Source organism: Thalassoroseus sp., from assembly GCF_984380535.1.
The window spans coordinates 157299-179838 of sequence record NZ_CFHRBF010000018.1 but is presented as its reverse complement, the minus strand read 5'-3'; the positions used below and the strand labels follow the sequence as shown (position 1 = coordinate 179838).

Annotated in this window: 17 protein-coding genes; 11 read left to right on the top strand and 6 right to left on the bottom strand. The window is 54.8% G+C overall.

All coding sequences use genetic code 11. The features are described 5' to 3' along the window. Window positions 1-109: 109 nt before the first annotated feature. Window positions 110-1141 (top strand): DUF1559 domain-containing protein, encoded by a 1032-nt coding sequence (locus AC5DDB_RS23415; protein WP_491742184.1) that lies wholly within the window; start codon window positions 110-112, stop codon window positions 1139-1141. 149 nt (window positions 1142-1290) lie between these two features. Continuing rightward, entirely contained in the window at window positions 1291-1674 is a 384-nt protein-coding gene (locus tag AC5DDB_RS23410; RefSeq protein WP_491742183.1) for a hypothetical protein, read from the top strand. 50 nt (window positions 1675-1724) lie between these two features. Here the strand turns inward: AC5DDB_RS23410 and AC5DDB_RS23405 are convergent, their stop codons facing one another. Continuing rightward, entirely contained in the window at window positions 1725-2654 is a 930-nt protein-coding gene (locus AC5DDB_RS23405; RefSeq protein ID WP_491742182.1) for a sugar phosphate isomerase/epimerase family protein, read from the bottom strand. A gap of 199 nt (window positions 2655-2853) precedes the next feature. Between AC5DDB_RS23405 and leuS the strand changes: the two genes are divergently transcribed. The 7 genes from leuS to AC5DDB_RS23370 all read left to right on the top strand — a co-directional run bounded on the left by leuS (window position 2854) and on the right by AC5DDB_RS23370 (window position 12517). After that, a complete protein-coding gene (gene leuS / locus AC5DDB_RS23400) occupies window positions 2854-5817 on the top strand; it encodes a leucine--tRNA ligase (RefSeq protein WP_491742181.1) in 2964 nt (987 codons plus the stop codon). A gap of 246 nt (window positions 5818-6063) precedes the next feature. After that, window positions 6064-7689, top strand: a complete 1626-nt coding sequence (locus AC5DDB_RS23395) for a YifB family Mg chelatase-like AAA ATPase (RefSeq protein WP_491742180.1) — start codon at window positions 6064-6066, stop codon at window positions 7687-7689. Between the two features lie 106 nt (window positions 7690-7795). Next, window positions 7796-8581 (top strand): endonuclease/exonuclease/phosphatase family protein, encoded by a 786-nt coding sequence (locus AC5DDB_RS23390; RefSeq protein WP_491742179.1) that lies wholly within the window; start codon window positions 7796-7798, stop codon window positions 8579-8581. A 169-nt stretch (window positions 8582-8750) separates the two neighbouring features. Further along, window positions 8751-9494: a 23S rRNA (guanosine(2251)-2'-O)-methyltransferase RlmB gene (locus AC5DDB_RS23385; RefSeq protein WP_491742178.1), complete on the top strand. Its 744-nt coding sequence runs from the start codon at window positions 8751-8753 to the stop codon at window positions 9492-9494. Window positions 9495-9571: 77 nt separating this feature from the next. Beyond that, a complete protein-coding gene (locus AC5DDB_RS23380) occupies window positions 9572-10882 on the top strand; it encodes an outer membrane protein assembly factor BamB family protein (RefSeq protein ID WP_491742177.1) in 1311 nt (436 codons plus the stop codon). A 68-nt stretch (window positions 10883-10950) separates the two neighbouring features. Further along, window positions 10951-11256, top strand: coding sequence for a MazG nucleotide pyrophosphohydrolase domain-containing protein (locus tag AC5DDB_RS23375; protein ID WP_491742176.1), 306 nt, complete (start codon window positions 10951-10953; stop codon window positions 11254-11256). A gap of 166 nt (window positions 11257-11422) precedes the next feature. Next, a complete protein-coding gene (locus tag AC5DDB_RS23370; RefSeq protein WP_491742175.1) occupies window positions 11423-12517 on the top strand; it encodes an XdhC family protein in 1095 nt (364 codons plus the stop codon). Window positions 12518-12548: 31 nt separating this feature from the next. Here AC5DDB_RS23370 and AC5DDB_RS23365 read toward each other — a convergent pair whose 3' ends face one another. Then, window positions 12549-13040, bottom strand: a complete 492-nt coding sequence (locus AC5DDB_RS23365) for a hypothetical protein (protein WP_491742174.1) — start codon at window positions 13038-13040, stop codon at window positions 12549-12551. Window positions 13041-13129: 89 nt separating this feature from the next. On the opposite strand from AC5DDB_RS23365, the gene AC5DDB_RS23360 reads away from it, so the two are divergent. Next, window positions 13130-13627 carry a peptide chain release factor family protein gene (locus AC5DDB_RS23360; RefSeq protein WP_491742173.1) on the top strand — a complete coding sequence of 166 codons (498 nt, stop codon included), beginning with the start codon at window positions 13130-13132 and terminating at the stop codon, window positions 13625-13627. Between the two features lie 9 nt (window positions 13628-13636). Here AC5DDB_RS23360 and AC5DDB_RS23355 read toward each other — a convergent pair whose 3' ends face one another. Beyond that, window positions 13637-14212, bottom strand: coding sequence for a hypothetical protein (locus tag AC5DDB_RS23355; protein ID WP_491742172.1), 576 nt, complete (start codon window positions 14210-14212; stop codon window positions 13637-13639). A 34-nt stretch (window positions 14213-14246) separates the two neighbouring features. Continuing rightward, on the bottom strand, window positions 14247-17762 hold the full coding sequence (gene dnaE, locus AC5DDB_RS23350; protein WP_491742171.1) for a DNA polymerase III subunit alpha: 3516 nt from the start codon (window positions 17760-17762) through the stop codon (window positions 14247-14249). Window positions 17763-18024: 262 nt separating this feature from the next. Between dnaE and AC5DDB_RS23345 the strand changes: the two genes are divergently transcribed. Further along, a complete protein-coding gene (locus AC5DDB_RS23345; RefSeq protein WP_491742170.1) occupies window positions 18025-18258 on the top strand; it encodes a hypothetical protein in 234 nt (77 codons plus the stop codon). A 96-nt stretch (window positions 18259-18354) separates the two neighbouring features. Here the strand turns inward: AC5DDB_RS23345 and AC5DDB_RS23340 are convergent, their stop codons facing one another. After that, the gene (locus tag AC5DDB_RS23340) at window positions 18355-21792 is read right to left on the bottom strand and encodes a PVC-type heme-binding CxxCH protein (RefSeq protein WP_491742169.1); all 3438 of its coding nucleotides are present in this window, start codon (window positions 21790-21792) and stop codon (window positions 18355-18357) included. Between the two features lie 58 nt (window positions 21793-21850). Beyond that, window positions 21851-22540, bottom strand: coding sequence for an HAD-IA family hydrolase (locus AC5DDB_RS23335; protein WP_491742168.1), 690 nt, complete (start codon window positions 22538-22540; stop codon window positions 21851-21853).

The window sequence follows — 22540 nt, the reverse complement described above, 5'->3', positions numbered from 1 at the left end:
GCAGCGTTTCCGTTAAGTTGCCCCCCACTTTTTGGCAACAGTATCCACGTAACCGCCTGCGGAATTTCCTTTTCTTTCTACCGTTTCATTTTGTCTCGAGGAGAGCACCATGAATTTTTCGAAAGGCCCCCGGCAACGATCTCGTGGTTTCACGTTGATCGAGTTGCTCGTTGTCATCGCGATCATCGCGATTCTCATCGCCTTGCTGTTGCCTGCGGTTCAACAGGCGCGAGAAGCCGCCCGCCGGACCGAGTGTAAGAACAAGCTGAAGCAACTCGGCATTGCGATGCACAATCATCACGACGTGTACCGCAAGTTTCCTCGCAACTATCTGCAAGTGGGTGGCAATGCCTGGGAAGCCCTGAGTGCGAACTACTACTTGCTGCCGTTCTTGGAACAGAACAACGCGTACGAGCAAGCGGAAGCGAACATCACCAACTGGGGCTGGATTTATGGCAATACGATGAACATCGACTTGGCCGCCTTCCACTGCCCGTCGGCAGTTCCCGGCCCGGAACGTGGAAGTCACCCGCAAGGCTGGGACGGACCGAGCACCAACTATGCATGGTGCACCGGAAGTAGCACTGACACGGTATGGGCGGGAAATCGCTTCAATGGAGCGATCGCATATCAAACCGACCGCAGACTCGCTGATATCACGGACGGAACCTCCAACACCGTGATGGCCGCCGAGATTCTTTCCGGCTCCGGAAATACCGGTTCGACGGGCAAGTATCCTTATGACTTTTTCTATGTCGGTAACGGAACTATCAATGCCGTCGCCGATAAAGAATTCCCAACGCAAGCGGAACTCGACAGCATCGGCAGCGCTGCCTTAAGTAGCCCGATTGGATTCAAATCCAACAATGGAACCATGTGGGCTTGGTACGCAGCGGGTCAGTCAACTTTCAATGCCGCCGCACCGCCGAACTGGAAGTATCCAACCACGGGTGGCGATTGCTGCCCGGGTGGGGCTCACGACTGGGGCGTCGGAATCGTTCCACCACGAAGTCAACACCCTGGTGGTGTCAACGCTTGCTTGGCAGACGGCTCGGTCCGCTTTATCACCGATAACGTTGACTTGCTAACTTGGCAACGACTCGGCAACCGAAAAGATGGGCAAGTCGTCGGCGATTACTAAGCATTGAGCGAATCGCAACGACTCTATCCCCCATGGGGATGAGAATAGGCCGCTAGTTCCGACTGGCGGCTCTTTCCTTTCCATCCTCTGTGTTCTTTCAAGACCCACACCATTCTCGAATCATAGTGTTGTCAGCTCAAGAGGTTAAAATGCGTTTACTGTCTTTTACGTTTTCTGCGTTGATGCTGGTGTTCCTCCTCGGTTGTGGAGGCGGCGGCGTGGAAGAGAAAGAGATCGAGGTCAAAGCTTCGAATGATCCCCTCTACGAACCGCGGGCAATTCTGACTCGCTATGCCGAAGGGCAACCGCTCGGCAGCGAAATTGCTAGCTTCCCGTACCATGTCAATCAGGTTCGCGAAACCGATCCCGAACGTGCCGATATTCTGGAAAAAGGCATCGCAGATCTCCAAGCCGCTCCACCGGCGAAGCGAAAAGAGATTGCCAAAGAACTGCTAACCAAATTGGCCCCGAGCATGGGGATCACGCCTGATTCCTCCGAAGAAGCGAAGTCGGAAGATACCGAGTCTGAATAAATGGCCCCCAGCCGACACCATAGCAAATGGCGTCGGCTGGGTTTTATCATCTACGTGGCATGAATGAGTTCCGCCAACTGATCGATGTACTTCGGGATTTCCTCGTGAGGATTGGCTTCTTCAAATTCGAGCACGACGTAACCCTTGTAACCGGCATCCTTTAAAATGCCGATGATCCGGGGCAAGTCGGCCGGCTGCTTGCGACCGCCGTTCGGTGACACCATCACCTTGATTTGCGCGTTGACCGCCAGCGGAGCGATTTTGGCAAGGTCGCGATACGGGTCGTCGGTGCGGAAGTTGCCGCTGTCGAAATTGACACCGAACCACGGCGAATCGTTGACCTGTTCGATGATGCTTAGCATTTGCTCGGGCGTGGCGGTAATTCCTCCGTGGTTTTCCAACGCAAGCAACACGCCCTTTTCGGCCGCGTATTCCAAAGATTCATTGATCCCCGCCGCACAACGTTTGATGGCGGCTTCTTCGCTATCCCCCTTGGGAGTCTTGCCCGCGAAAATGCGGATGACGGGGGCTCCCATCGCGGCGGCATAGTCAATCCATTGCCGAGTTTTCGCAAGTTCCAGCTCCCGTGATTCCCCCTCGGGCAGGGCGAAGTCGTTACCAATGGCCGTGCCAGAGATGTCCAAGCCTTGCCGGAACGTGCGATTCTTGAGCATCATCAGGTACTCATTCGTCACCTCCTTGGGAAAGTAATAACTCGTGAGTTCCGTGCCTGCGAGTCCTAGCCCCGCGCAGAAATCGATGAAATCGCTGAGCGTCATCTGCGGGTCGCTTCCGCCCGGTCGGAGTTGCCGATTGAACGAATAGGCCGCCAACGACAGCTTCATCGACGAATGGGCCTTCGGCTTGGACTCCGCGGCGGTAACACCACTTGGAGCCAATGCGGCTACCGCACCAGCGCCGGCGACGGTGGAGAGAAAATGGCGACGGTTCAGCGAATTTGCTGCTTGATCAGTGTTCATCGATCGTCTTCCGAACTATTGAGAATCAGTTTGTGTCCCAGGAATTAGCGCGTCTTCATTCTGCGCAGGCCGGTCGGAATTGCAAAGCCCACCGACGCCACTAAACTGAGCATTGACGATTGAGTGAGTGGTGCAATGCAAACTCGGTCAGACAGCTTCCCTAAATTCTAATTCCTCTATCCTAACCCCTCATTCAAACATGCCTCGCTACGATGCCAACCGGATCGAACCCAAATGGCAAGCCCACTGGGATCAACACGCCACCTTCGAAATGCCGGACGGAATCCCCGATGGCGAGAAAAAATACGTGCTCGACATGTTCCCGTACCCCTCGGGTGATGGGTTACACGTGGGGCATCCCGAGGGGTACACCGCGACGGATATCGTCTGCCGCTACGCCCGCATGCAGGGCAAGAACGTGTTGCACACGATGGGCTGGGACTCCTTCGGTCTGCCCGCCGAACAACATGCCATCAAGACCGGCACACATCCGCGGGTCACGACGGAAAAGAACATCGACAACTTCCGTCGACAGTTGAAAAGTTTAGGGTTCAGTTACGATTGGTCTCGCGAGTTCGCCACGACCGACCCGGATTATTACCGCTGGACCCAGTGGATTTTTCTGCAACTTTTCGACACTTGGTTCGATGCCGATCGCGAATGGACCGGCCCCGACGGCAAAACACGCACTGGAAAAGGCCGACCGATTTCCGAGTTGCCCATCCCAGAAGACGTGCAAGCCGCAGGCGAGGCCGCGGTACGGCGGTACCAAGATTCACACCGCTTGGCTTACCAACACGAGGCGCCCGTCAATTGGTGCCCGGCTCTTGGCACGGTGCTCGCGAATGAAGAAGTGACCGCGGAAGGCAAGAGCGAGCGGGGCGATCACCCTGTCGAACGCCGGAAACTTCGACAATGGATGCTTCGCATCACTGCGTACGCGGAGCGTTTGTCTGAAGAACTTGAAGACTTGGACTGGCCCGATTCCGTCAAAGCGTTGCAACGCAATTGGATTGGCAAAAGTTTAGGTGCGGAAGTCGATTTCTACATTGGTTCCCAATCGGAAGAGGGGTTCAACGCCTGGAAACAACAGCGTGAGAAGACCGGTTTTCCGAAATCACCTGATGACGAAGTCCTTCGTGTCTACACAACCCGCCCTGACACACTTTACGGTGCCACTTATATGGTGCTCGCACCGGAGCATCCCGCCGTCGATCGGTTGACGACGAAAGACCAGCAAGCCAATGTCGAGGAATACCGTCGCATGGCGGGCTTGAAGAGCGATCTCGACCGCACCGATTTGGCCAAAGAAAAAACCGGTGTCTTCACCGGCAGCTATGCGACAAACCCGGTCAACGGCGAACAGATTCCGATCTGGATCGCCGATTACGTGCTTGTCAGTTACGGCACCGGGGCCATCATGGCGGTGCCGGCTCACGACGAACGCGACTTCGAATTCGCGAAAGCCTTCGACTTGCCGATTCTTCAAGTTGTCGCCTCCACGACCAACACCGAATCTGTCACCATCGAAGATACGAATATGTTGGACACATTGACGATGGATGACAGCAACGCGGGCTTCGTCCACGTCCCCGATTTAGAATTGGATGAGGCGTTCACCGACACCGGTTATGCGATCAACTCTGGTTCGTATGACGGGATGGCCACAGACGACTTCAAAAAGCGAATCGCGGGCGATTTGCAGGAACAAGGTGTGGGCCGGGAAGCCGTCAACTATCGGCTTCGCGATTGGTTATTTAGTCGGCAGCGGTATTGGGGCGAACCGTTCCCGATCTGGCACGAACTCGACGCCGACGGCAACCCCACCGGTTTGGTGCGTGCAGTCGAAGACAGTGAATTGCCGGTCGTATTGCCGGAGATGGAAGACTTCCAACCCACCGGCACACCCGATCCGCTCTTGTCCAAAGCCCCGAACGATTGGCTCTACGCAACGACTGAAGACGGCGTGAAACTCAAGCGTGAAACCAACAGTATGCCGCAGTGGGCCGGTTCATGTTGGTACTACTTGCGGTTCGCCGACCCGAAGAACTCCGAGCGATTCATCGATTCTGCGAAAGAAAAATACTGGTTGCCGGTCGATCTCTACATCGGCGGTGCCGAGCACGCGGTGTTGCACTTGTTGTACTCGCGGTTCTGGCACAAGGTCTTGTTCGATCGCGGCGAAGTCACCACGCCCGAACCGTTCCAGAAACTCGTCAATCAAGGGATGATCCTTGGTGCTCCCGAGTTGACCGGCTTCCAAGATTCCAACGGCAAATGGGTCTCTGCGAAAGCGGTGCGTGAAAACGAAAACGAAGAACTCGACGCCACACATGTGATGACCGACACGGGCAAGCCGGTGACTGCAGTCACGCTCCAAGGTGATCAGGTTGAAAAGAAGGGCGAGAACTTCGTATTGGTGGACGACCCGAAAATCGTCGTTGACAGTCGCGCCTACAAGATGTCGAAATCGCGGGGGAACGTGATCAACCCGGACGATATCGTCTCGCAATACGGTGCCGATTCCTTGCGGCTTTACGAGATGTTCATGGGGCCGCTCGAACAGAACAAACCGTGGAGCATGTCCGGCGTGGATGGCGTGTATCGCTTTCTCGGTCGGGCATGGCGGATGATTGTCGACGAACGGGCCGACGAAGTGAAACTCAATGCCTCCGTGCAAGACATTCCGCCGAACGAAGACCAAGAACGAATCCTGCACAAAACGATTCAAGCAGTCGGCGAGGACATAGAACGGTTGTCGTTTAACACGGCCATTAGCCGAATGATGGAATTCACCAACGCCGTCACCGCGATGGACCAACGCCCCCGGGCGATCTTGGAGCCGTTCGTGTTGTTGCTCGCTCCGTTCGCACCGCACTTAGCCGAGGAACTTTGGGAGTTGTTCGGGCACGAGACGTCATTGGCTTACGAACCATGGCCGAAATTCGACGAATCGAAAATTCGTGAAGACACCGTTGAAGTCCCCGTGCAAATCAACGGCAAAGTCAAAGCGAAAATCCATGTCCCCACAGGTGCCGACAAAACCACCCTCGAAACCACTGCCACCCAAGACGAAACTGTCCAAGGTTTCCTCGAAGGCAAACAAGTCGTCAAAGTCATTGCCGTCCCAGGACGACTCGTCAACTTCGTCGTCAAAGGGTAGGGCGACGGCTAGCATAATCTCACATTTGGCTTAGAAAAAAGGGTGGCATGTCCACGGCTTTGCGTGGACATGATCCAACACCCGATAATCAATGCGATCCACGTAATGTTGACCGGTCGACCAGGCCACCTTCTCACCAACAGTCCACTATGAACACTTGAAACGCATGCACTGACTCATGACAATCTATTGCTGATAAGTTCGGAGCACGAAAGCCCCCAAGTTCAACATCAGCGAATACGAAACATGGCCTCGACAAAGCTTCAAGACCGTCAACAAAAATTCGGGCACTTATTAAAACGCGATCACACGCTAAACAGCGCAATACTCTTTGGACTCGACGGTTATCCGATCGAAATTCAAGCACGCGCTACTGAAGTTTTGAGGGGGCCCGTTTCGGTAACTAGTGCTACAACAATTACTGGTATGGCCACAGGTGCAATTCGCGAAGCCTTTCAACGTATAAGCGGAGCATTTGCAAAACTTGACATCCCACAATCTGATGTCGGTATCTTAATCAACTTGGTGCCCCCGGATCTCCCGAAGTTCGGGACGTGGCTCGATCTGCCACTCGCTATCATTATGTTGCAAGCTGCCGGCCAATTACCTGACCTTCCCGAAGAAAAGGAAGGTGACTTTGTGATTGTCGGTGAAATCGGAATTCATGGAGAGGTACGACGTATTAAAGGAGCATTGTCACTGTCATTCCAGGCAAAGCCTGGCCAGTCGCTTATTGTACCGTCCGGCAATGAAAAAGAGTGCGCTTTGATTCTGGCCAAACCAGGACATGAAGGTTGCCGAGTCTTTCCTGTTTCGACTCTCGAAGAAGTGATCCATTTTTTCCAAGGTTCTAAACGCCTCGAGAATGCACTAAGTCAGTCAATTCAGTTCGACTCAGCGACTCCTAAAGCTGTAGATTTTGGACGGATCAAGGGTCAGAAACTGGCACGCGATGCCGCAGTGATCTCTGCTGCAGGTGGCCACAATCTGCTTCTGATTGGCCCGCCTGGTGAGGGAAAGTCACTGATTGCGAGTGCAATACCGGGCATTCTACCTCGACTGAGGGATCACGAGAAAGTTGAGCTTACCCGGATTTATTCTGCATGTGGTGAACTCGAGCATGATGCGTTGGCCGTCACTCGTCGATCAATGAGAACCATTCACCACACGGCTTCGAAAGTAGCACTCGTGGGAGGTGGTAGCAAAGTGCCGCAGCCAGGTGAAATCACGCTGGCACACCTAGGCGTACTCTTTCTCGACGAATTAGCTGAGTTTTCTAGACCCTCGCTTGAAGCCTTGCGTCAACCGATCGAACAAGGATGGATTACCATATCCCGTTCGGATGCGACCCTGAAATTTCCAAGTCAATTCACTCTCGTTGCGGCAATGAATCCTTGCCCTTGCGGATATTTTGGAACGGACCGGTGTGTTTGCCGTCCAACTGACGTAGAGAAGTACCAAAGCAAAATAAGCGGACCATTGCTAGATCGCATCGACTTACAAGTTGATATCAAACCCCTAACGACAGAAGAGCGTTTTGCAGAAACTGAGGAAGGAGTTTCCCCTCGACTTCGTCGAAAGGTCGAGCAGGCGAGGGATCGTCAAGCGAAACGATTTGACGGGACTGACATTCCCTTCAATGCTGCAATTCCAGGTGGTCACGTCCGAGAATACTGCAATTTTTCTGACGACGGTTTCGATGCTTTCAAGAACGCAATCGAGACGAATACACTATCGACAAGGTCAATGGATCGACTAGCAAAGGTAGGCCGGACAATCGCAGACTTGGAAGACTCTGATTTACTACTACCTCAACATATCAAAAAGGCTGCAAACTATGTGATTGGTGGTTCACTTCGATCACAATTCTAGACGTGACTTCGATAATCTTGTAGGTCAGGCCACATCGGACGTGATAATGGCCGTGGGCAGACAAGAATGTCCCCTAATTTTCGGACCGAATTTTCAAAGTCGAACCATGAAACGACTCACGGTTCTTGTTCTCGTAAGCATGTTCATCACTTCCGATGCTCATGCAGAAACCTTTCGCATCGCCACTTACAACCTCAATTGGGGCAATCAGCGTGGCGATCAAGTTCTGGATGCAATCGCCACCGCCAAGCCCGATGTGATCTGTTTTCAAGAAACGACTCCCCAGTCGGAAGGCTTTCTGCAAAGGCAATTGCGGGGAACCTATCCCTACTTTTATGCCTCGGGGCACCAAGGGCAATTCGCGGCCGAACGGTTGGCGTTTGCGTCTAAGACGGAACTGACGAATCTCAAATTCCATCCGCCGGTCGAGGGTTTGTTCGGTTTTTATTCGGCACGATTGCAGATCGCTGAGAGGGACGTGCATCTGGTGAATGTCCATCTCGATCCGTTTCGCGTCACTCGGAACATTGGGTTTCGCGACGCCATGGTGATGCTGTCAAAAACCGAAAAGACGCACGAACGCGAGATTGCCCGTATTCTCAAAACGATCGACCCCCGAAAGCCGACGATCGTCATTGGTGACTTCAACAGTCTCTCCAAATTCACCGCTCCGACGCAGCTTCGAGAACTTGGGATGATTGACGCATTTGCCGCCGTGCACGACGACGCGGACAACCATCCGACATGGACTTGGCCGACCCGACCGCTGCCTTTGACTTTGCGAATTGACTACATCTTTCATACCGACCACTTTCAGACAACCGCTGCAAAAATTGTTCGTCGCGAGGGTTCGGACCATTCACTGCTAGTTGCATCGCTGAAATTAAAGTGAGTCGCAGAGACCTCCAAAGTCCCACGGCTTGCCACATCGTCCGCATGAGGAAAACCGACCGCAAGTTGGATTCCGTCGATCGAAGCGGTTGTGTTTGAGTCGTTCGCGTTCTTAGAATCTCAAGGTTTTCCCTGTACTCGCGTGTCGTCCAAAACTGATTGGGACCAAGGTGGCTATCGAACTTCGCAACCCGCATAGTGTGATGTCGGCATTGGAACAGCGGCCGAACGCTGTGATGGAAATTCGTCTGCACTCTCGGCAGCCAGGGACCGCTTGGGAGGCTGTTGCAGAGGCGGCGTCCGCTGCTCGTGTTCCCGTTCGACGCGGGCAACGTCCCGAGCAAGCCGGCCGACGAAATCCGAAGGGCGACCAATCGGAGCGAATCGGCGCCGGCACCGCGACGGTCAAAGAACTTGATCCAATCGAACTAGACAATATGTTCGAAAACGGTGGCCAACGGGCGAACGGTCGAGGGATCTGGTTGGCCTTGGATCAAGTGCAAGACCCGCGAAATCTTGGTGCGATTTTTCGATCGGCGGCGTTCTTCGGGTTGGAAGGATTAATTTTCACCCGTCATAAGTCGGCTCCGCTGACGGGCGTCGCTTACGATGCCGCTTCGGGGGGAATCGAATATGTACCGTACGCCAACCCGCCAAGTCTGACGCGAACGTTGCAACTGGCCCGCGACAACGGCCTATGGATTCTGGGCGCATCGGAACACGCCGAGCAAGACGTTTCGGAGGTCGATCGCGAGCGTCCGTGGCTATTGATCGTGGGCAACGAGCAACAAGGCTTACGTCGTCTGACCAAGGAAAACTGCGACGAAATGTGTCGGCTTTCGCCTCGCGGCCCCGTGCAGTCGTTGAATGTTTCCGTCGCGACGGCGGTGTTGCTGGCCGGCCTCACGCGTTGATTGACGCGCGATAGCCCCTATGCCACACTGTGAAAACTGTCATACTGCCTTCCCCATATTCCGCCGAGGTGTAGCCGATGGTTTGTCACCGCCGACACGTAATTCCCGCACTCGCCGCGTTCGTTTTTGCACTGGTTATCGCGTCCCAAGCAACTGCCGAAAACTGGCCGTCATGGCGTGGACCATCACATAACGGGATCTCCGCCGAGACCAATCTTCCTGTCGAATTCAGCCCGGACAAGAACGTGGCTTGGAAACTTCCGTTACCGGGCCAAGCGGGAGCCACCCCATGCATTTGGGGCGAAAACATTTTCGTGACGTCCGTCGATGACAATGATTTCCTGCTGCTGTGCATCGGCACGGATGGCAAAGAGAAATGGCGGCGGATGATCGGCAATGGCAACCAAACCGTTCGTGGCGACGAAGGGAACTACGCATCACCGTCGCCTTCGACCGATGGCAAACATGTCTGGGTCATGTTCGGCCAAGGGGACTTGGCATGCTATGACTTCGAAGGCAACGAAGCGTGGGCCTTCAACCTCCAAGATCGCTACGGCAAATTCCGCATTCAGTTCGGCATGGCATCGACGCCGGTTCTCCACAAAGGTCGGCTGTACTTGCAACTGATCCACGGCGAAGGCCAACCGAACACGCAGGAAGCCCGTGTCGTCGCGCTCGATGCTGCAACCGGCGAGGAGATTTGGCAGACTGGTCGTGTGACAGGGGCATCGCAGGAAAACGAACATTCCTACGCATCGCCCACCCTCTACGATGACGGAAAAACCACGTACCTCGTCACACATGGCGGCGATTATGCCATCGCGTACAATTTGGAAGATGGCAAGGAACGTTGGCGGCTCGCTGGTTTGAATCCGCAAGACGATCCGAACCGTCGGTATCATCCCACGTTGCGATTTGTCGCGTCTCCAGTTGCCAACGAGGGCATGGTTGTTGTGCCGACTGCGAAGAATGGTCCCGTCGTCGCCATCAAGGGTTCCGCCAGCGGTTTGGTCGATGCGGACTCTGCCGACCATTTGTGGACACGACCGCAAAACACGCCAGACGTACCATCACCGCTCATCAAAGATGGCTTGGTCTATCTCTGTCGTGAGAATGGAAACTTGCTCGTGCTCAACGCCAAGACCGGCAAAGAAATTGAAGAAAACCGCACGACTCGCGATCGTCACCGAGCATCGCCCGTAGCCGCGGATGGCAAGATTTACCTCACCGCTCGTGGCGGAGTGATTACCGTTCTCAAAGAAGGTGCGAAGTTTGAGATACTCGCCCAGAATGATCTCGGTGAGGAAATCTCCGCATCGCCCGCCATCTCCAACGGCACGATTTACCTGCGGACCTTCAATTCCCTGTGGGCCATCCGTCAAAAGTAGGGCTACCCGCTAGATCGTGTGCCACGGCTCTGTGAATCGTGGCACACAACTCAACTTGTGAACAAGCTATGACAGAACCGATGACGTTGCGGCAGTTACAGGATCTCATCGAGACGATGTATTCCGCGAAGGATGTGGAACGTGGCACGGCGGGCACGTTCATGTGGTTGATGGAGGAAATCGGCGAACTTGCGGCGGCTCTCCGAGAGGGCACGCCCGAGGAATTGGCTCGGGAATTTGCCGATGTTCTGGCATGGTTGGCCACCATTGCCAATGTTGCCGATATCGATCTGACGAAAGCCGTGCAGGACAAGTACGGCGGCGGATGTCCCGGCTGCGGTGAAATGGTCTGCAACTGTAACGTCAAACCATAAGTACTGAGATCAATCAAAACCATTTGGTGCCATTGGCTTCGCCTGTGCAGCGGGTGCGGTCGTCGGCGACGAAAAACACTGGCATAGCCAATGGCATCGAACTGGAACTTTCAACTCGAATGCTTTCAATGACCTTCTTTGGGTCCAGGCAGATTTGGGATTGAAGATGGAAACGTTGCTACAGACGCTCGTTGATTCCGTTCGTGGGGGTTCCCCTTGCGCTTACACGGCTCTCGTGGAAACTCGGGGTTCAACGCCGCAAAAAGCGGGAGCCACTATGCTCGTGTTTCCCGACGGTTCGCAAACCGGAACACTTGGCGGCGGGTGCGTGGAAGCCGAGGTCAAACAACGTGCACTCCGGTTGCTCGATCATGGCGAGCGGGAAATTCTCACCTTCAATCTCGACAGCGATTACGGTTGGGACGACGGCCTGATTTGCGGCGGTCGCATGCGGATGCTCGTCGATCCCATTCGCCCTGGTGACGACCTAAGTTATTTCGATCGACAATTGGAACTTCTAAGGGACGGTCGAGGTTCGACGGAAGTGATCGTCTTTCAGACGGACTCCGCCGATGCGGCCGGTGATCGGTACTTGCTCGATGCAAATGGTGAGATTGTGGCCAGTCGCAGCATCAACGAGTTGCCGACGGAAGCGAAAGAAAATCTGCGGTCATTAGCCGACCGACCGCGACCGTACGTGGCGAAGGGCGTGTGCTATTTGCCTCGCTTGGATCGGTGTCGGCTGTTGATCGTCGGAGCAGGGCATGTCGGGCAGGAAGTCGCCAAGTTGGCGGCAGCGGCGGACTTCGATGTCTGGGTGGTCGACGACCGCGAACAATACTGTAATCCCGAACGCTTCCCACAAGCAAAGCGGTTGATCGTTGCAGACATCGACACCGCATTGTCGGGTTTGGATGTCGATCCCGACACCTATGCGATTATCGTCACCCGTGGCCACAACCACGACGAAGAAGCGTTGTACCATTTGGCGGAAACATCGGCTCGGTACGTGGGGCTGATTGGTTCCCATCGCAAGATCAAACTGATCTTCGAAGACCTGCTCGCCGAGAACATTTCCGCGGATGCACTCGAACGAGTTCATGCACCGTTAGGGTTGGATATTGGTTCGCAGACGGTGCCGGAAATTGCCGTTAGCATTGTGGCCGAACTCATCGCCCATCGAAACCTTGGCGGCATTCCCGAGAAATACCAACGGGCCAGCCTGCTGCATGAGATCAAAGGACGATCGCCGAAGTCGTAACACATCGTCCGCCCCTGGCTGCTCGACCGACTCACCGAATCACTTGGCAACCGGGCACTTTGTTCTGAAGTTCCTCGACCGCTTTCTTCGACACTTTCGTATTGTGCAGCGTGAGCTTTTCCAAGCTTGTCAGTGCCGCTAACTTTGTGAGCGCGGTATCGGTAATGTTGGTGGCCGACAGTTCGAGTTCCTTCAGATTTTCTATTTCCACCAAGGCATCGATTCCCGCATCGGTAATGGGCGCCCCGTGCAACCCGAGGAATTGAAGATCGCTGAGGACCGATAGGTTCTTCAAATCGTCGTCGGTGAGTTTTTGCCCATTGAGATTGATCCGCTGAATTTCGACAGCGCCTTCAGGAAGGTCCGTGAGCGATTTGATCTCTAGTGATTTCCCCGCAACCGTGACGCTTCCGCCATGTGCGACAACCCACCCGATCACCGCCGCTGATTGGGATGACGACGAACCGCATCCGGACAACACCCCCAGCGATAGCAAAGCAACCACGACTCCTACAGATTTCATTGACTGCACTTTCCGGTTTCGAGAGTTTGGCCGATCGAACACAATAAAGTACCGTACCCAACCACACGCGGCAAACCGGAACTTGATTTATGTGGCGACATCCTGCGGAAATTCCACTCGACCGATTGCAATCGGAATGTGAAGTCAAACGTCTCCGACGTGGCGGTCCTGGCGGACAACATCGTAACAAAGTCGAGACAGCGATCGTGTTGCATCACCGACCCACCGGCATTTCGGCCGAAGCGAACGAACGCCGTTCGCAAGGTGAAAACCTGCAGATCGCGTTGTTTCGTCTTCGTATCGCATTTGCACTTCAAGTTCGCAAGGACTGGATGGAACCAAGCCAGTTATGGACGTCGCGGGTCCGCTCGCAGAAGATCCAAGTTCGCAGTTCGCACGATGATTTCCCGGCATTACTCGCGGAAGTTCTCGATGCACTTGAGAGCGGCGAGTGGAACGTGGCGGATGTGGCGAACTCGATGGGGACGACAACCTCACAACTTGTGAAGTTCCTGAAACTTGAACCGGTGGCCCTTGCTCAGTTGAACGAACATCGGCAAGCCAAGGGACTCAAGGCATTGAAGTAATATTGGCAACTACGTTTTCTTTTTGTCCTTCAAACGCTTCCAAACTTTGTTTGTTTTCTTGCGTTTATCGTCGAAGAAGATCGCCTGATCCTTGGTGACCTTGATAATTTTCTGATCGCGAACGGTCCCTTTGATCTTTGTGACTAAATCAAAAGCGGCTTTCGGCTGACCGCGAATCGAGGTGAACACACACCGTCCATCTTTGACTTTCCACGTGATGTCGATCAGCAGTTCGTCATCCACGAGAAGTGAGTAAACCGTGGAAAACTCCACGTACATCGTGCCTTTGCCTTCAGGTTTCAGCGTGAGCGTGATCTTGCCATAGGACTCCGAACTTTGCCAACGCCCAATGAGGGCTTTGATATATTCCTCATCGGACGTTTTCTGCTTGGATCCAGACAGCGGATTGCTTGCGGATTGCAATTGCACCGCGGTCTCTGAAGGCGAATCGTCTTGGCCCACACCACTCAAAAGCACGCCGCCGACAGTCAGCGGAATCACCACGAGCAAGGCGATCGTCCAACGGAACCCACGAGAATGTTCGGAGGCTGCGAGTTTTGTTTCTGGCGTCCTGATCTCGTTCATGAATCCCGTCTCCTGCAAGAATCCACTGCGTTGGCTATCGTCCAACACCTTGGCTTTGTCCCGCCTTGCGAATTGGTTGGGCGTGGAACTTGAAGTGCATTTCGCCGATAGCCTCCACAAGTTCATTCTTCAATTCCGTCGTGCAACCGACCCGAAACGAATCCGGCGTTTGCAACACATAGCGGATTTTTTGACCAGGGTTGGTCTCGTCGGGCATCTCGGCCAATAATACCACTTCCGATGTGCCGGGATGTCGGCTAATCACGTCCCGCACGCGAATCATATCCTGTTCGTCGTGCAAACCATGTTGAAATTTGACCGCTAACTTGTCGGTAAAGGTTCGCTCGACTTCTTCCATTGTCAGCATCTGGTCGACGATGACGTTCGGCTCTCGACTGCGTTGATCCACACGGCCTTTGACGAAACGAATGGCATCGGGTTCGACGAGGTGCCCCATGCGGGCAAACTCCTCCGGCCACATGATACACCGGACGACACCGCCGGCGTCTTCGAAATCGAAATTCACATACCGTTGATTCCCGTTGCGGCTGGGCTTTTTCGTTTGCGCCTTCTTAATTGCTGAGACCATGCCCGCCAACAGCACTTCTGCTTTCTCGGGCAGATCTTTCAGTTCGGCGGCGGTGTGGGTGGCGAAGCGACTGAGTTGCTCCGCGTGTTCGGTGAGTGGGTGTGACGTGAGATAAAAGCCCAGAACTTCGCGTTCGTACGCAAGTTTCTGACTGTTCGTCCAATCGGCCGCCTCGGGCAAATGGACTTCGGTTTCCTCAGGTTCCTCGTCATCGCCCCCGAACAAACTCTTCTGGCCACGGGCTTTGTCGCGTTGCTTCGCCGACGCCGCTTGCACCGCCCGATCGACCGCCTGCATGTGTTGCTCACGGTTCGGTCCGAAACTGTCGAGCGCACCGGCTTTGATCAAGATTTCCAAGGCCGACTTGGTCAGTGCTTTTGGATCGACACGTTCCGTGAGATCGTAGATATTGAGGAACGGTCCGTTCGCCTCGCGTTCGGCGACCAACTGTTGCACCGCTGCTTCGCCCACACCTTTGATCGCCCCGAGACCGAATCCGATCTTTCCATCGACGACAGCAAACTCGACATCCGACGTGTTCACGTCTGGCGCGAGCACCTCGATCTTCATCCGGCGACAATCATCGGTTTGCTCGGCGATCCGGGTGGAGTCTTCCATCCCGCACGACAAGAGTGCCGCCATGAATTCCGTCGGGTAGTGAGCTTTCAAGTACGCCGTTTGATATGCAACCGCCCCGTAGGCCGTACTGTGCGATTTGTTGAACCCGTAACCAGCGAACTTCTCGATGAGTTCAAACAACTCGATAGCAGTTGCTTCGGGGATGCCGTTGTCGCGGGCACCTTGAACGTACTGCTCGCGGAAGTCGGCGATGATTTTCAGCTTCTTCTTGCTGATCGCCTTAATACAGCGGTACGACGCAGGCAGTTCGATGTTCCCCACGCGGTTGAGAATCCGCATGACTTGCTCTTGGTAGACCATCACGCCGTTGGTCTCGGCGAGCACTTCGTCCACGACGGGGTGAATCTTCCGCGGTTCTTGCCGACCGTGCTTGACGTTCACGTACTCCATGACCATCCCGCCTTCGAGCGGACCGGGACGGTACAACGCACTGGTGGCGATAATGTCTTCGAAGCGGTCGGGCCGCATCTTCGTCAGCAAGTCCCGCATCCCGCCGGACTCCAACTGAAAGATACCTTTCGTCTCACCACGTTGGAGCAGAGCGAAAGTCTTCGGGTCGTCCAACGGCAGTTTGAGTGGATCGATTTTGATTCCCTGATACCGCTCCACGTTTTTGACGGCTTTGTCGAGAATCGTCAGGTTCCGCAGCCCGAGGAAGTCCATCTTGAGCAGCCCGGCCATTTCCACGGTCGGACCGTCCCACTGCGTGATGATGTCTTCTTTGCCGGTGATGCGTTGCAGCGGAATGAAGTTCGAAATCGGTTCATCGGCGACCACCACACCGGCTGCGTGCGTCCCGGCACTTCTTGCCAAACCCTCCAGCCGATACGCAATGTCGATGAGTTCCTTGACCTGCGGATCGCTGTTATATGCGTCCTGCAAGTCTTGCGACTCTTCGACGGCGGTCTTCAGCTTGATGTTCAGCGTATCAGGAACCATCTTGGCGATTTCATTGACCCGAGGCAGCGGCACCCCGAGCGCTCGCCCTACGTCCCGCACCACCATCTTCGCCTTGAGTGTGCCGAACGTGCCGATTTGGGCAACGTTGTTGATGCCGTACTTCTCTTTGGTGTAGTCGATCACGAGTTGCCGACGATCACGACAGAAGTCGATATCGATATCCGGCGGTTCGCTCCGGGAGGGATCGAGAAACCGCTCGAACAGCAAGTCGTACTTGAGCGGGCAGACGTGCGAAAAACCGAGGACATACGCCACGATCGCCCCACACGCCGAACCCCGCGCCTGACAAGGGATACCTTGTTCGACGGCAAAGCGGGCAAAATCCCATACAATCAGGAAATAACTCGAATACCCCATCTGGTCGATGACGCCAAGTTCGTAGTCCAACCGTTCACGATGGGCGTCGGTAATGCCATCTTCACCGTACCGCCAGACCATTCCTTCTTCGCAGAGTTCACGGAGATAATCTTTGTCGGTCTTTTGCTCTGGTGGGCGGAACACCGGGTAGTGTTTCTCGCTGAGATCCAGCTGCAAGTCGATCCGGTCGGCAATTTCCTGTGACCGACCAACGGCGTCCTCCAACCCTGCAAATGCCTGATACATTTGCTCGGGCGAGCGGACGAAGAATTGATCGTTGTCCATCCGCATCCGTTTGGCATCGCTGCGGACGGCTCGCGTGTTGACGCACAATAGAATATCGTGAGCTTTGGCATCATCCTGGCAGAGGTAGTGCGAATCGTTCGTCGCGACCAACGGAATCCCGACTTGCTTCGCGAGATCGACGGTACCGTCTTGGCAAATCTTCTGAATTTCCAGACCCGCATTCTGGATTTCAAGATAGAAGCGGTCGCCGAAGACTTTGTCGAACCAGTGAATCAAACTTTTCGCTTTGTCGACTTCTTCCGCCAAAATGTAGCGGGACAGTTCACTCGATGCGCAACCCGACAGACAGATAATTCCCTCGTTGTGGGCTTCGAGCAGTTCCTTGTCGATCCGCGGCTTGTAGTAGAAACCCTCAGTATACGCCACTGACGCCATGCGGATGAGATTCCGGAAGCCGGTTTTGTTCATAGCCAACAACGTAAGGTGATGGCTCGCTTCCTTCATTCGTGAGGCGCTACGATCGGACCGGTGTCCTGGGGCGACATACGCTTCATACCCCACAATGGGGTTCACATCATTCGCACGACAAGTGGTATAGAACTCCATCGCACCATACAAGTTGCCGTGGTCCGTGATTGCACAGGCATTCATCCCCATGTCTTTCGTGGCTTGCACGAGATCGGGGATTTTATTGGCACCGTCGAGCAAACTGTAATGCGTATGACAGTGAAGATGGGCAAACGGGCGAGTTTCAGACATCAACAGTCCTGGGTCTGAGAGGAGCGAATCACCAGTATTCTACCATTCGGCAAGGTGAGTCGAAACGGTCGAGGGAATCCGGACGGCCTGGGCTCCGTCGGTGAATTCTGAATAAAATTTCCGGAATTTCAAAAACTTCGGAATTCGCGGGAATAAAAGTTTGGGAGATGACTCTTACAGATGCACAGGCCCACCGAACGGGGCCAGCATGGCCATGTGGGTCGTGCGGAAAATCTGTGGAATTCTCTTGAGGGAACTCGCAATGAAGAATTTGGCTGCTTGGATGTTGATGCTCTCGCTGACCGTTTTCACCGTCGGCTGCGGCGACAGCGAAAAACCTGCTGAAACCCCAGAAACACCAGAAACCCCAGCATCAGCTGAAGGCGAACACACCGAAGCTCCTGCTGAAGGCGAAGCTGGCGATAAGCCTGGCACCGACGCTGAAGACCCAGATAACGTCGAAGGCGATACCCCAGCCGATGGCGACAGCAAGTAAAGTCCAATCACCTCAGATTGGCACCATGAATATCGAAAACGCCGCCGAGAGTTTCCCTCTTGGCGGCGTTTTCTTGCTTTGGATTTGTCGCAAGATTCACTTGCCGGTCACGAATTTGGCTTGAACTTTCGAACCGGTCGCAGGTTGCAGTTCCACCCGAACTGGGGCTTCGCGTTCGTCGGTCAGTACGGCGAAGGTGAGTCGGTGAGTGCCGGTAGTGAGAGGCACTGTGATCGCATTTGCTGGTTCGAGGGGTTTGGAATCCAGCCATACTCGCAAGCCGTCTGGTGAGTTCAACCGCAAAACCGCCTCCCCGGGTGTGGTCACCTCGACTTCGGTGCGAGCGAAGGCCACGATCGGTTCGCCAGAGCGGGGACCGCGGAGTTGGTTCATCACCGGAAGATCCTCGATCGGCAAATCGCCATTCACCCGGCTATAGGCAGGCTTCCAGGCGAACGCATCAGGATTGTTCGCGGCCGCATCGTAACTGGTGCGACGCAACTGATACTTAGCATCGTCCGTCGCCTGCATAACTTCCCAACTACGTGCGACGGGTGTTTGGGTCACGCTGCCACTGCCAGCTTTGCCGAGTCCGGAGAGGAAGGCCACCAAATCGATGAACTCTGCCTGCGTCAGCTTCTCCGTCAAACCCGCCGGCATCAGCGACTTGCCGATTTTCTGATCGAGGATGGATGCGAGCGGAATGGAAATCAATTGGTCTTTCGCGTCTCGCAGCAACAATTCCTCATCGGTTTGTCGAACTTTGACACCCGTAAGCACTTGCCCTTCATCGGTCGCAACTACGATCGAATGGTAATTTTCCTTGACCTTCGCATTGGGATCGAGCAGCGACTCGACAATATAATCCGGTTGAGCACTTGCCCCGAGGCTGATCAAGTCCGGCCCAACTTTCCCACCGGCACCGGCGATTGCGTGACACGTCATGCAAGCCAAACCCTCCCGGCGAAATACTGATTCGCCACGGTGGCCATCACCTTGATCGGCAACCTGAGTGAGCAACGTTTCCATTTCCTCGGGGGAGAGTTGTTTCGGACCGCTGGTAATATTGCCGGCTTTCGCCAACCGCTCGGTCAACTTGACATGGGGAGTTGCAGTCGAGTCGATCGCTCGCAATCCGATCCGAGCCACATCCGCTGGCAACGTTTTGCCATCCAGAGCCGCTTCAAGTGCCGCCGGTCCGTTTTTGCGTTCGAGGAATGCCACGAAAATCGGAGCGGTTTCTTCCGGCGTCGGTGCCGACTGCAACAACACGACCGCTGCCGATGCCGCCGCTTTGGGTGCGGTTTTCGTCAAGGCGATCACACCTTGCTGACGCACCGTCCACGGTCGCTCGGATTCCACCAACTTCATCAGCACATCATTCGCATTCCCCAGAGACGTCAATGCGTTCAAGCTCAATGTTCGCAGGACGGCATCGGTGTCGTCCGCTAACGCCAACCGATTCAGCTCCTCGCGAGCAGCTGGCAACTTCCAGGCCTCCAAACAATTGACGACTGCCAATTGGGTAGCGACGTTATCGTGACTCAACCAATTGACAATCTCGGACAGATCGCCCGTTGGTCGAACTTTCCGTTCTCGTGCGGCCCGAGCCAACAAGCCGAGCAGTTCTTGCCGACGCGGCTCGGTCGTTGTTTTCTGTCGAACAGCCTCCCAGACAACGTTCAAATCGTTCGGCTGCCCAAGTTCCGCGAGGACATTAAGAACGGTGTCACGCTGAGAATCGGAGACGTTCCCCTGATTCAGCAACCGTGTGAGGGACGAAACAGCAGCCGGATTCCGAATCGCACGCAAGGCGAAGGCCAGGGCATCGGCATCTCCATCGAAGTTGAATTTCCCCGCTTGCAATTTCGGCAGCCAGCCGTCGGCGGTTTCTCGGCATGTCAGCCACAGGGCATAATCGAGCCAACGGTCCATCGAATCCGAACGGGCCGCGAGAGCAAATTGCACTGCCTGCGTTTGGTTCGACCACTCCGCCAATGCTCGCACCGCTTCCAAACGAACGCGAGCGTTGGAATCCTTCGCCAGTTTGGCCAATTGCTTTGGAATCTGCTCGTCGAGTTCGATCCAAGTCCCCGCAATTCGAGCCGCCGCCGCTCGCACGCCGGGCGTATCCGCTTGCATCAAAGACACCAGCAGCGGCACATCAATCACACCACACGTTTGCCCCGCCCAAATCGCTTCCAGCCGATGTTGGTCGTACCCGGCATCGTTTGAATCGAGACTTGCGACGAAGGTTTTCAGGTTTTCCGAGATATCGACATCACGCTGCCGAAGCGATAATTTTGCATGACGACGATGCCACGGTTGATCGGATTTCAGATAGTTCAACACCTCATCCACAGAGAGTTTCGCGAAGTCGGGCCGTTCGGTCGTGGGACGACCTTTGTATGTGATTCGCCAAATCCGTCCGTGCGTTTGGTCGCGACGGGGGTCACGGAAGTCGACTTCGCCGTGCTGAATGATTGGGTTGTACCAATCAGCAATATAGATCGCACCATCCGGACCAAGACGCACATCCACGGGCCGAAACGCAGGGTGGGAACTGCGAATAAGGTCGGGCATCTGCTGCGAGGCGAAGCCGGAACCATCTTCGGTCACTTTGAAACGGCAAACCCGATGCCCACGGAAATCATGTGTGATTAAATCGCCTTGCCAATCTTCGGGCAAATGCGAACCGCCAACAATTTCCAACCCGCAGTATTTCGGACTTCCCGGATTCAACCCCGGCAGAATTCGAGGCACACCAACAGCGGTCGCGTAGGCGGCTCCGGGCACGACGTAATTGATGCCTTGGCCACCCGCACCGTCCGTGGCGAACGAATTCCCCAGCGAATCAAATTGATGCCCCCAGGTGTTGATCCACCCGCGAGCGAACACATCGAGTTCCATGGTCTCCGGGCGGAACTTCCAAATGCCGCCGCCGTTGAGCCGTTTGACACCGTACGGTGTTTCGATGTGGCTGTGGATGTAGATCGATTGATTGATGTAAAGACATCCTTCCGGCCCCCATCGAAACGTGTGCAGAATGTGGTGCGTGTCTTCGGTGCCAAACCCGGAGAGCACCACCTTGCGTTCGTCCGCTTTGTCGTCGCCATCGGTGTCTCGCAGGTGCATGAGTTCCGTGCTGTTGGCAACGAAGACGCCATCATCGCTAGGAGCCACGCCGGTGGGAATCAGCAGACCGTCGGCAAAGATCGTGGTCTGGTCACTCACGCCGTCGCCGTCTTTATCTTCGAGAATCAGAATCTTATCGTTGGCTTTCTGACCAGGTTTGATATGCGGATAGATTTCCGATGTCGCCAACCATAGCCGACCGCGATTGTCGAAGTTCATCTGAATCGGTTTGGCGATCGCCGGGTCGGCAGCGAAGAGATTGATCTCAAACCCCTCCGGCAACACGAACGATTTCCGCTCGATTTCTGGATCGGTTGGGGGGATGACTTTCAAATCCCGTTGGGCGAAAACAGCCGCTGAGTGGCAACACAAGACGAACGCAAGAATAACGCAACGCATGGGGGGAACAAATCCAGTTCGAAGCGGAAACGGAGTCGATTTCGGTGATCGAAGTTCTTTAGGCGTCTATCGTGCCTGACGGAAGCAAATCCGTCAAACGTTGCAGCCGATCTGATGTGGTCTCGGTTGCTTCGCGATCGATCAACTTCGCCTGCAAACCGGCTTTCCGAGCCGCAACGACGTCGGTTTCCCAAGTATCGCCAATCATGAGAATTTCGGACGGTGCCGAATCACACGCCGACGCCAACGCCACATAAAACTCCGGGCTGGGTTTCTTCCATCCCACGATCGAGGAAACCACCCGTACCGAAATCGGCTGCAATTCCGGTATCTGATCGCACAGTGTCAGCAACCGATGATCGAAATTCGAAGCCACCGCCAACTTGATGCCGCGTTCATTGAGTTCGACAAGTGTCGATGCAACATCATCGTACACCCGCCAAAATCGTGCATCCGCAAAGATGTCGTAAAGCTCGCGGTAGCAATCGGTTGGCGATTCCACATCGTCGAGCACTTCCCGCATGACACGTTGCCAATAGGCGTACTCGCGGTCTTCGTTCGTGTGCAGTTCATCATCATGAGACGGCTGAGAAAACGCGTGTCGAAAGCGTTCGCGAAGTTCTGCGATCGAGTACCGCGATGCGTACCGATTCCCAACTTGCCAATAGATATCGGCCACAGACGGCATCGGTGTAATCAACGTACCGACTGCATCAAACGCAATACACTGGGGGAGATGATCGTTCAT

Coding starts and splice junctions, on each gene's coding strand:
- AC5DDB_RS23355 (WP_491742172.1), bottom strand. CDS start 14,212: ATGAACGAGATCAGGACGCCAGAAACAAAACTCGCAGCCTCCGAACAT.
- AC5DDB_RS23370 (WP_491742175.1), top strand. CDS start 11,423: ATGGAAACGTTGCTACAGACGCTCGTTGATTCCGTTCGTGGGGGTTCC.
- AC5DDB_RS23335 (WP_491742168.1), bottom strand. CDS start 22,540: ATGAACGATCATCTCCCCCAGTGTATTGCGTTTGATGCAGTCGGTACG.
- AC5DDB_RS23395 (WP_491742180.1), top strand. CDS start 6,064: ATGGCCTCGACAAAGCTTCAAGACCGTCAACAAAAATTCGGGCACTTA.
- AC5DDB_RS23345 (WP_491742170.1), top strand. CDS start 18,025: ATGAAGAATTTGGCTGCTTGGATGTTGATGCTCTCGCTGACCGTTTTC.
- AC5DDB_RS23410 (WP_491742183.1), top strand. CDS start 1,291: ATGCGTTTACTGTCTTTTACGTTTTCTGCGTTGATGCTGGTGTTCCTC.
- AC5DDB_RS23415 (WP_491742184.1), top strand. CDS start 110: ATGAATTTTTCGAAAGGCCCCCGGCAACGATCTCGTGGTTTCACGTTG.
- AC5DDB_RS23360 (WP_491742173.1), top strand. CDS start 13,130: ATGTGGCGACATCCTGCGGAAATTCCACTCGACCGATTGCAATCGGAA.
- AC5DDB_RS23340 (WP_491742169.1), bottom strand. CDS start 21,792: ATGCGTTGCGTTATTCTTGCGTTCGTCTTGTGTTGCCACTCAGCGGCT.
- AC5DDB_RS23365 (WP_491742174.1), bottom strand. CDS start 13,040: ATGAAATCTGTAGGAGTCGTGGTTGCTTTGCTATCGCTGGGGGTGTTG.
- AC5DDB_RS23380 (WP_491742177.1), top strand. CDS start 9,572: ATGGTTTGTCACCGCCGACACGTAATTCCCGCACTCGCCGCGTTCGTT.
- leuS (WP_491742181.1), top strand. CDS start 2,854: ATGCCTCGCTACGATGCCAACCGGATCGAACCCAAATGGCAAGCCCAC.
- AC5DDB_RS23375 (WP_491742176.1), top strand. CDS start 10,951: ATGACAGAACCGATGACGTTGCGGCAGTTACAGGATCTCATCGAGACG.
- AC5DDB_RS23390 (WP_491742179.1), top strand. CDS start 7,796: ATGAAACGACTCACGGTTCTTGTTCTCGTAAGCATGTTCATCACTTCC.
- dnaE (WP_491742171.1), bottom strand. CDS start 17,762: ATGTCTGAAACTCGCCCGTTTGCCCATCTTCACTGTCATACGCATTAC.
- AC5DDB_RS23405 (WP_491742182.1), bottom strand. CDS start 2,654: ATGAACACTGATCAAGCAGCAAATTCGCTGAACCGTCGCCATTTTCTC.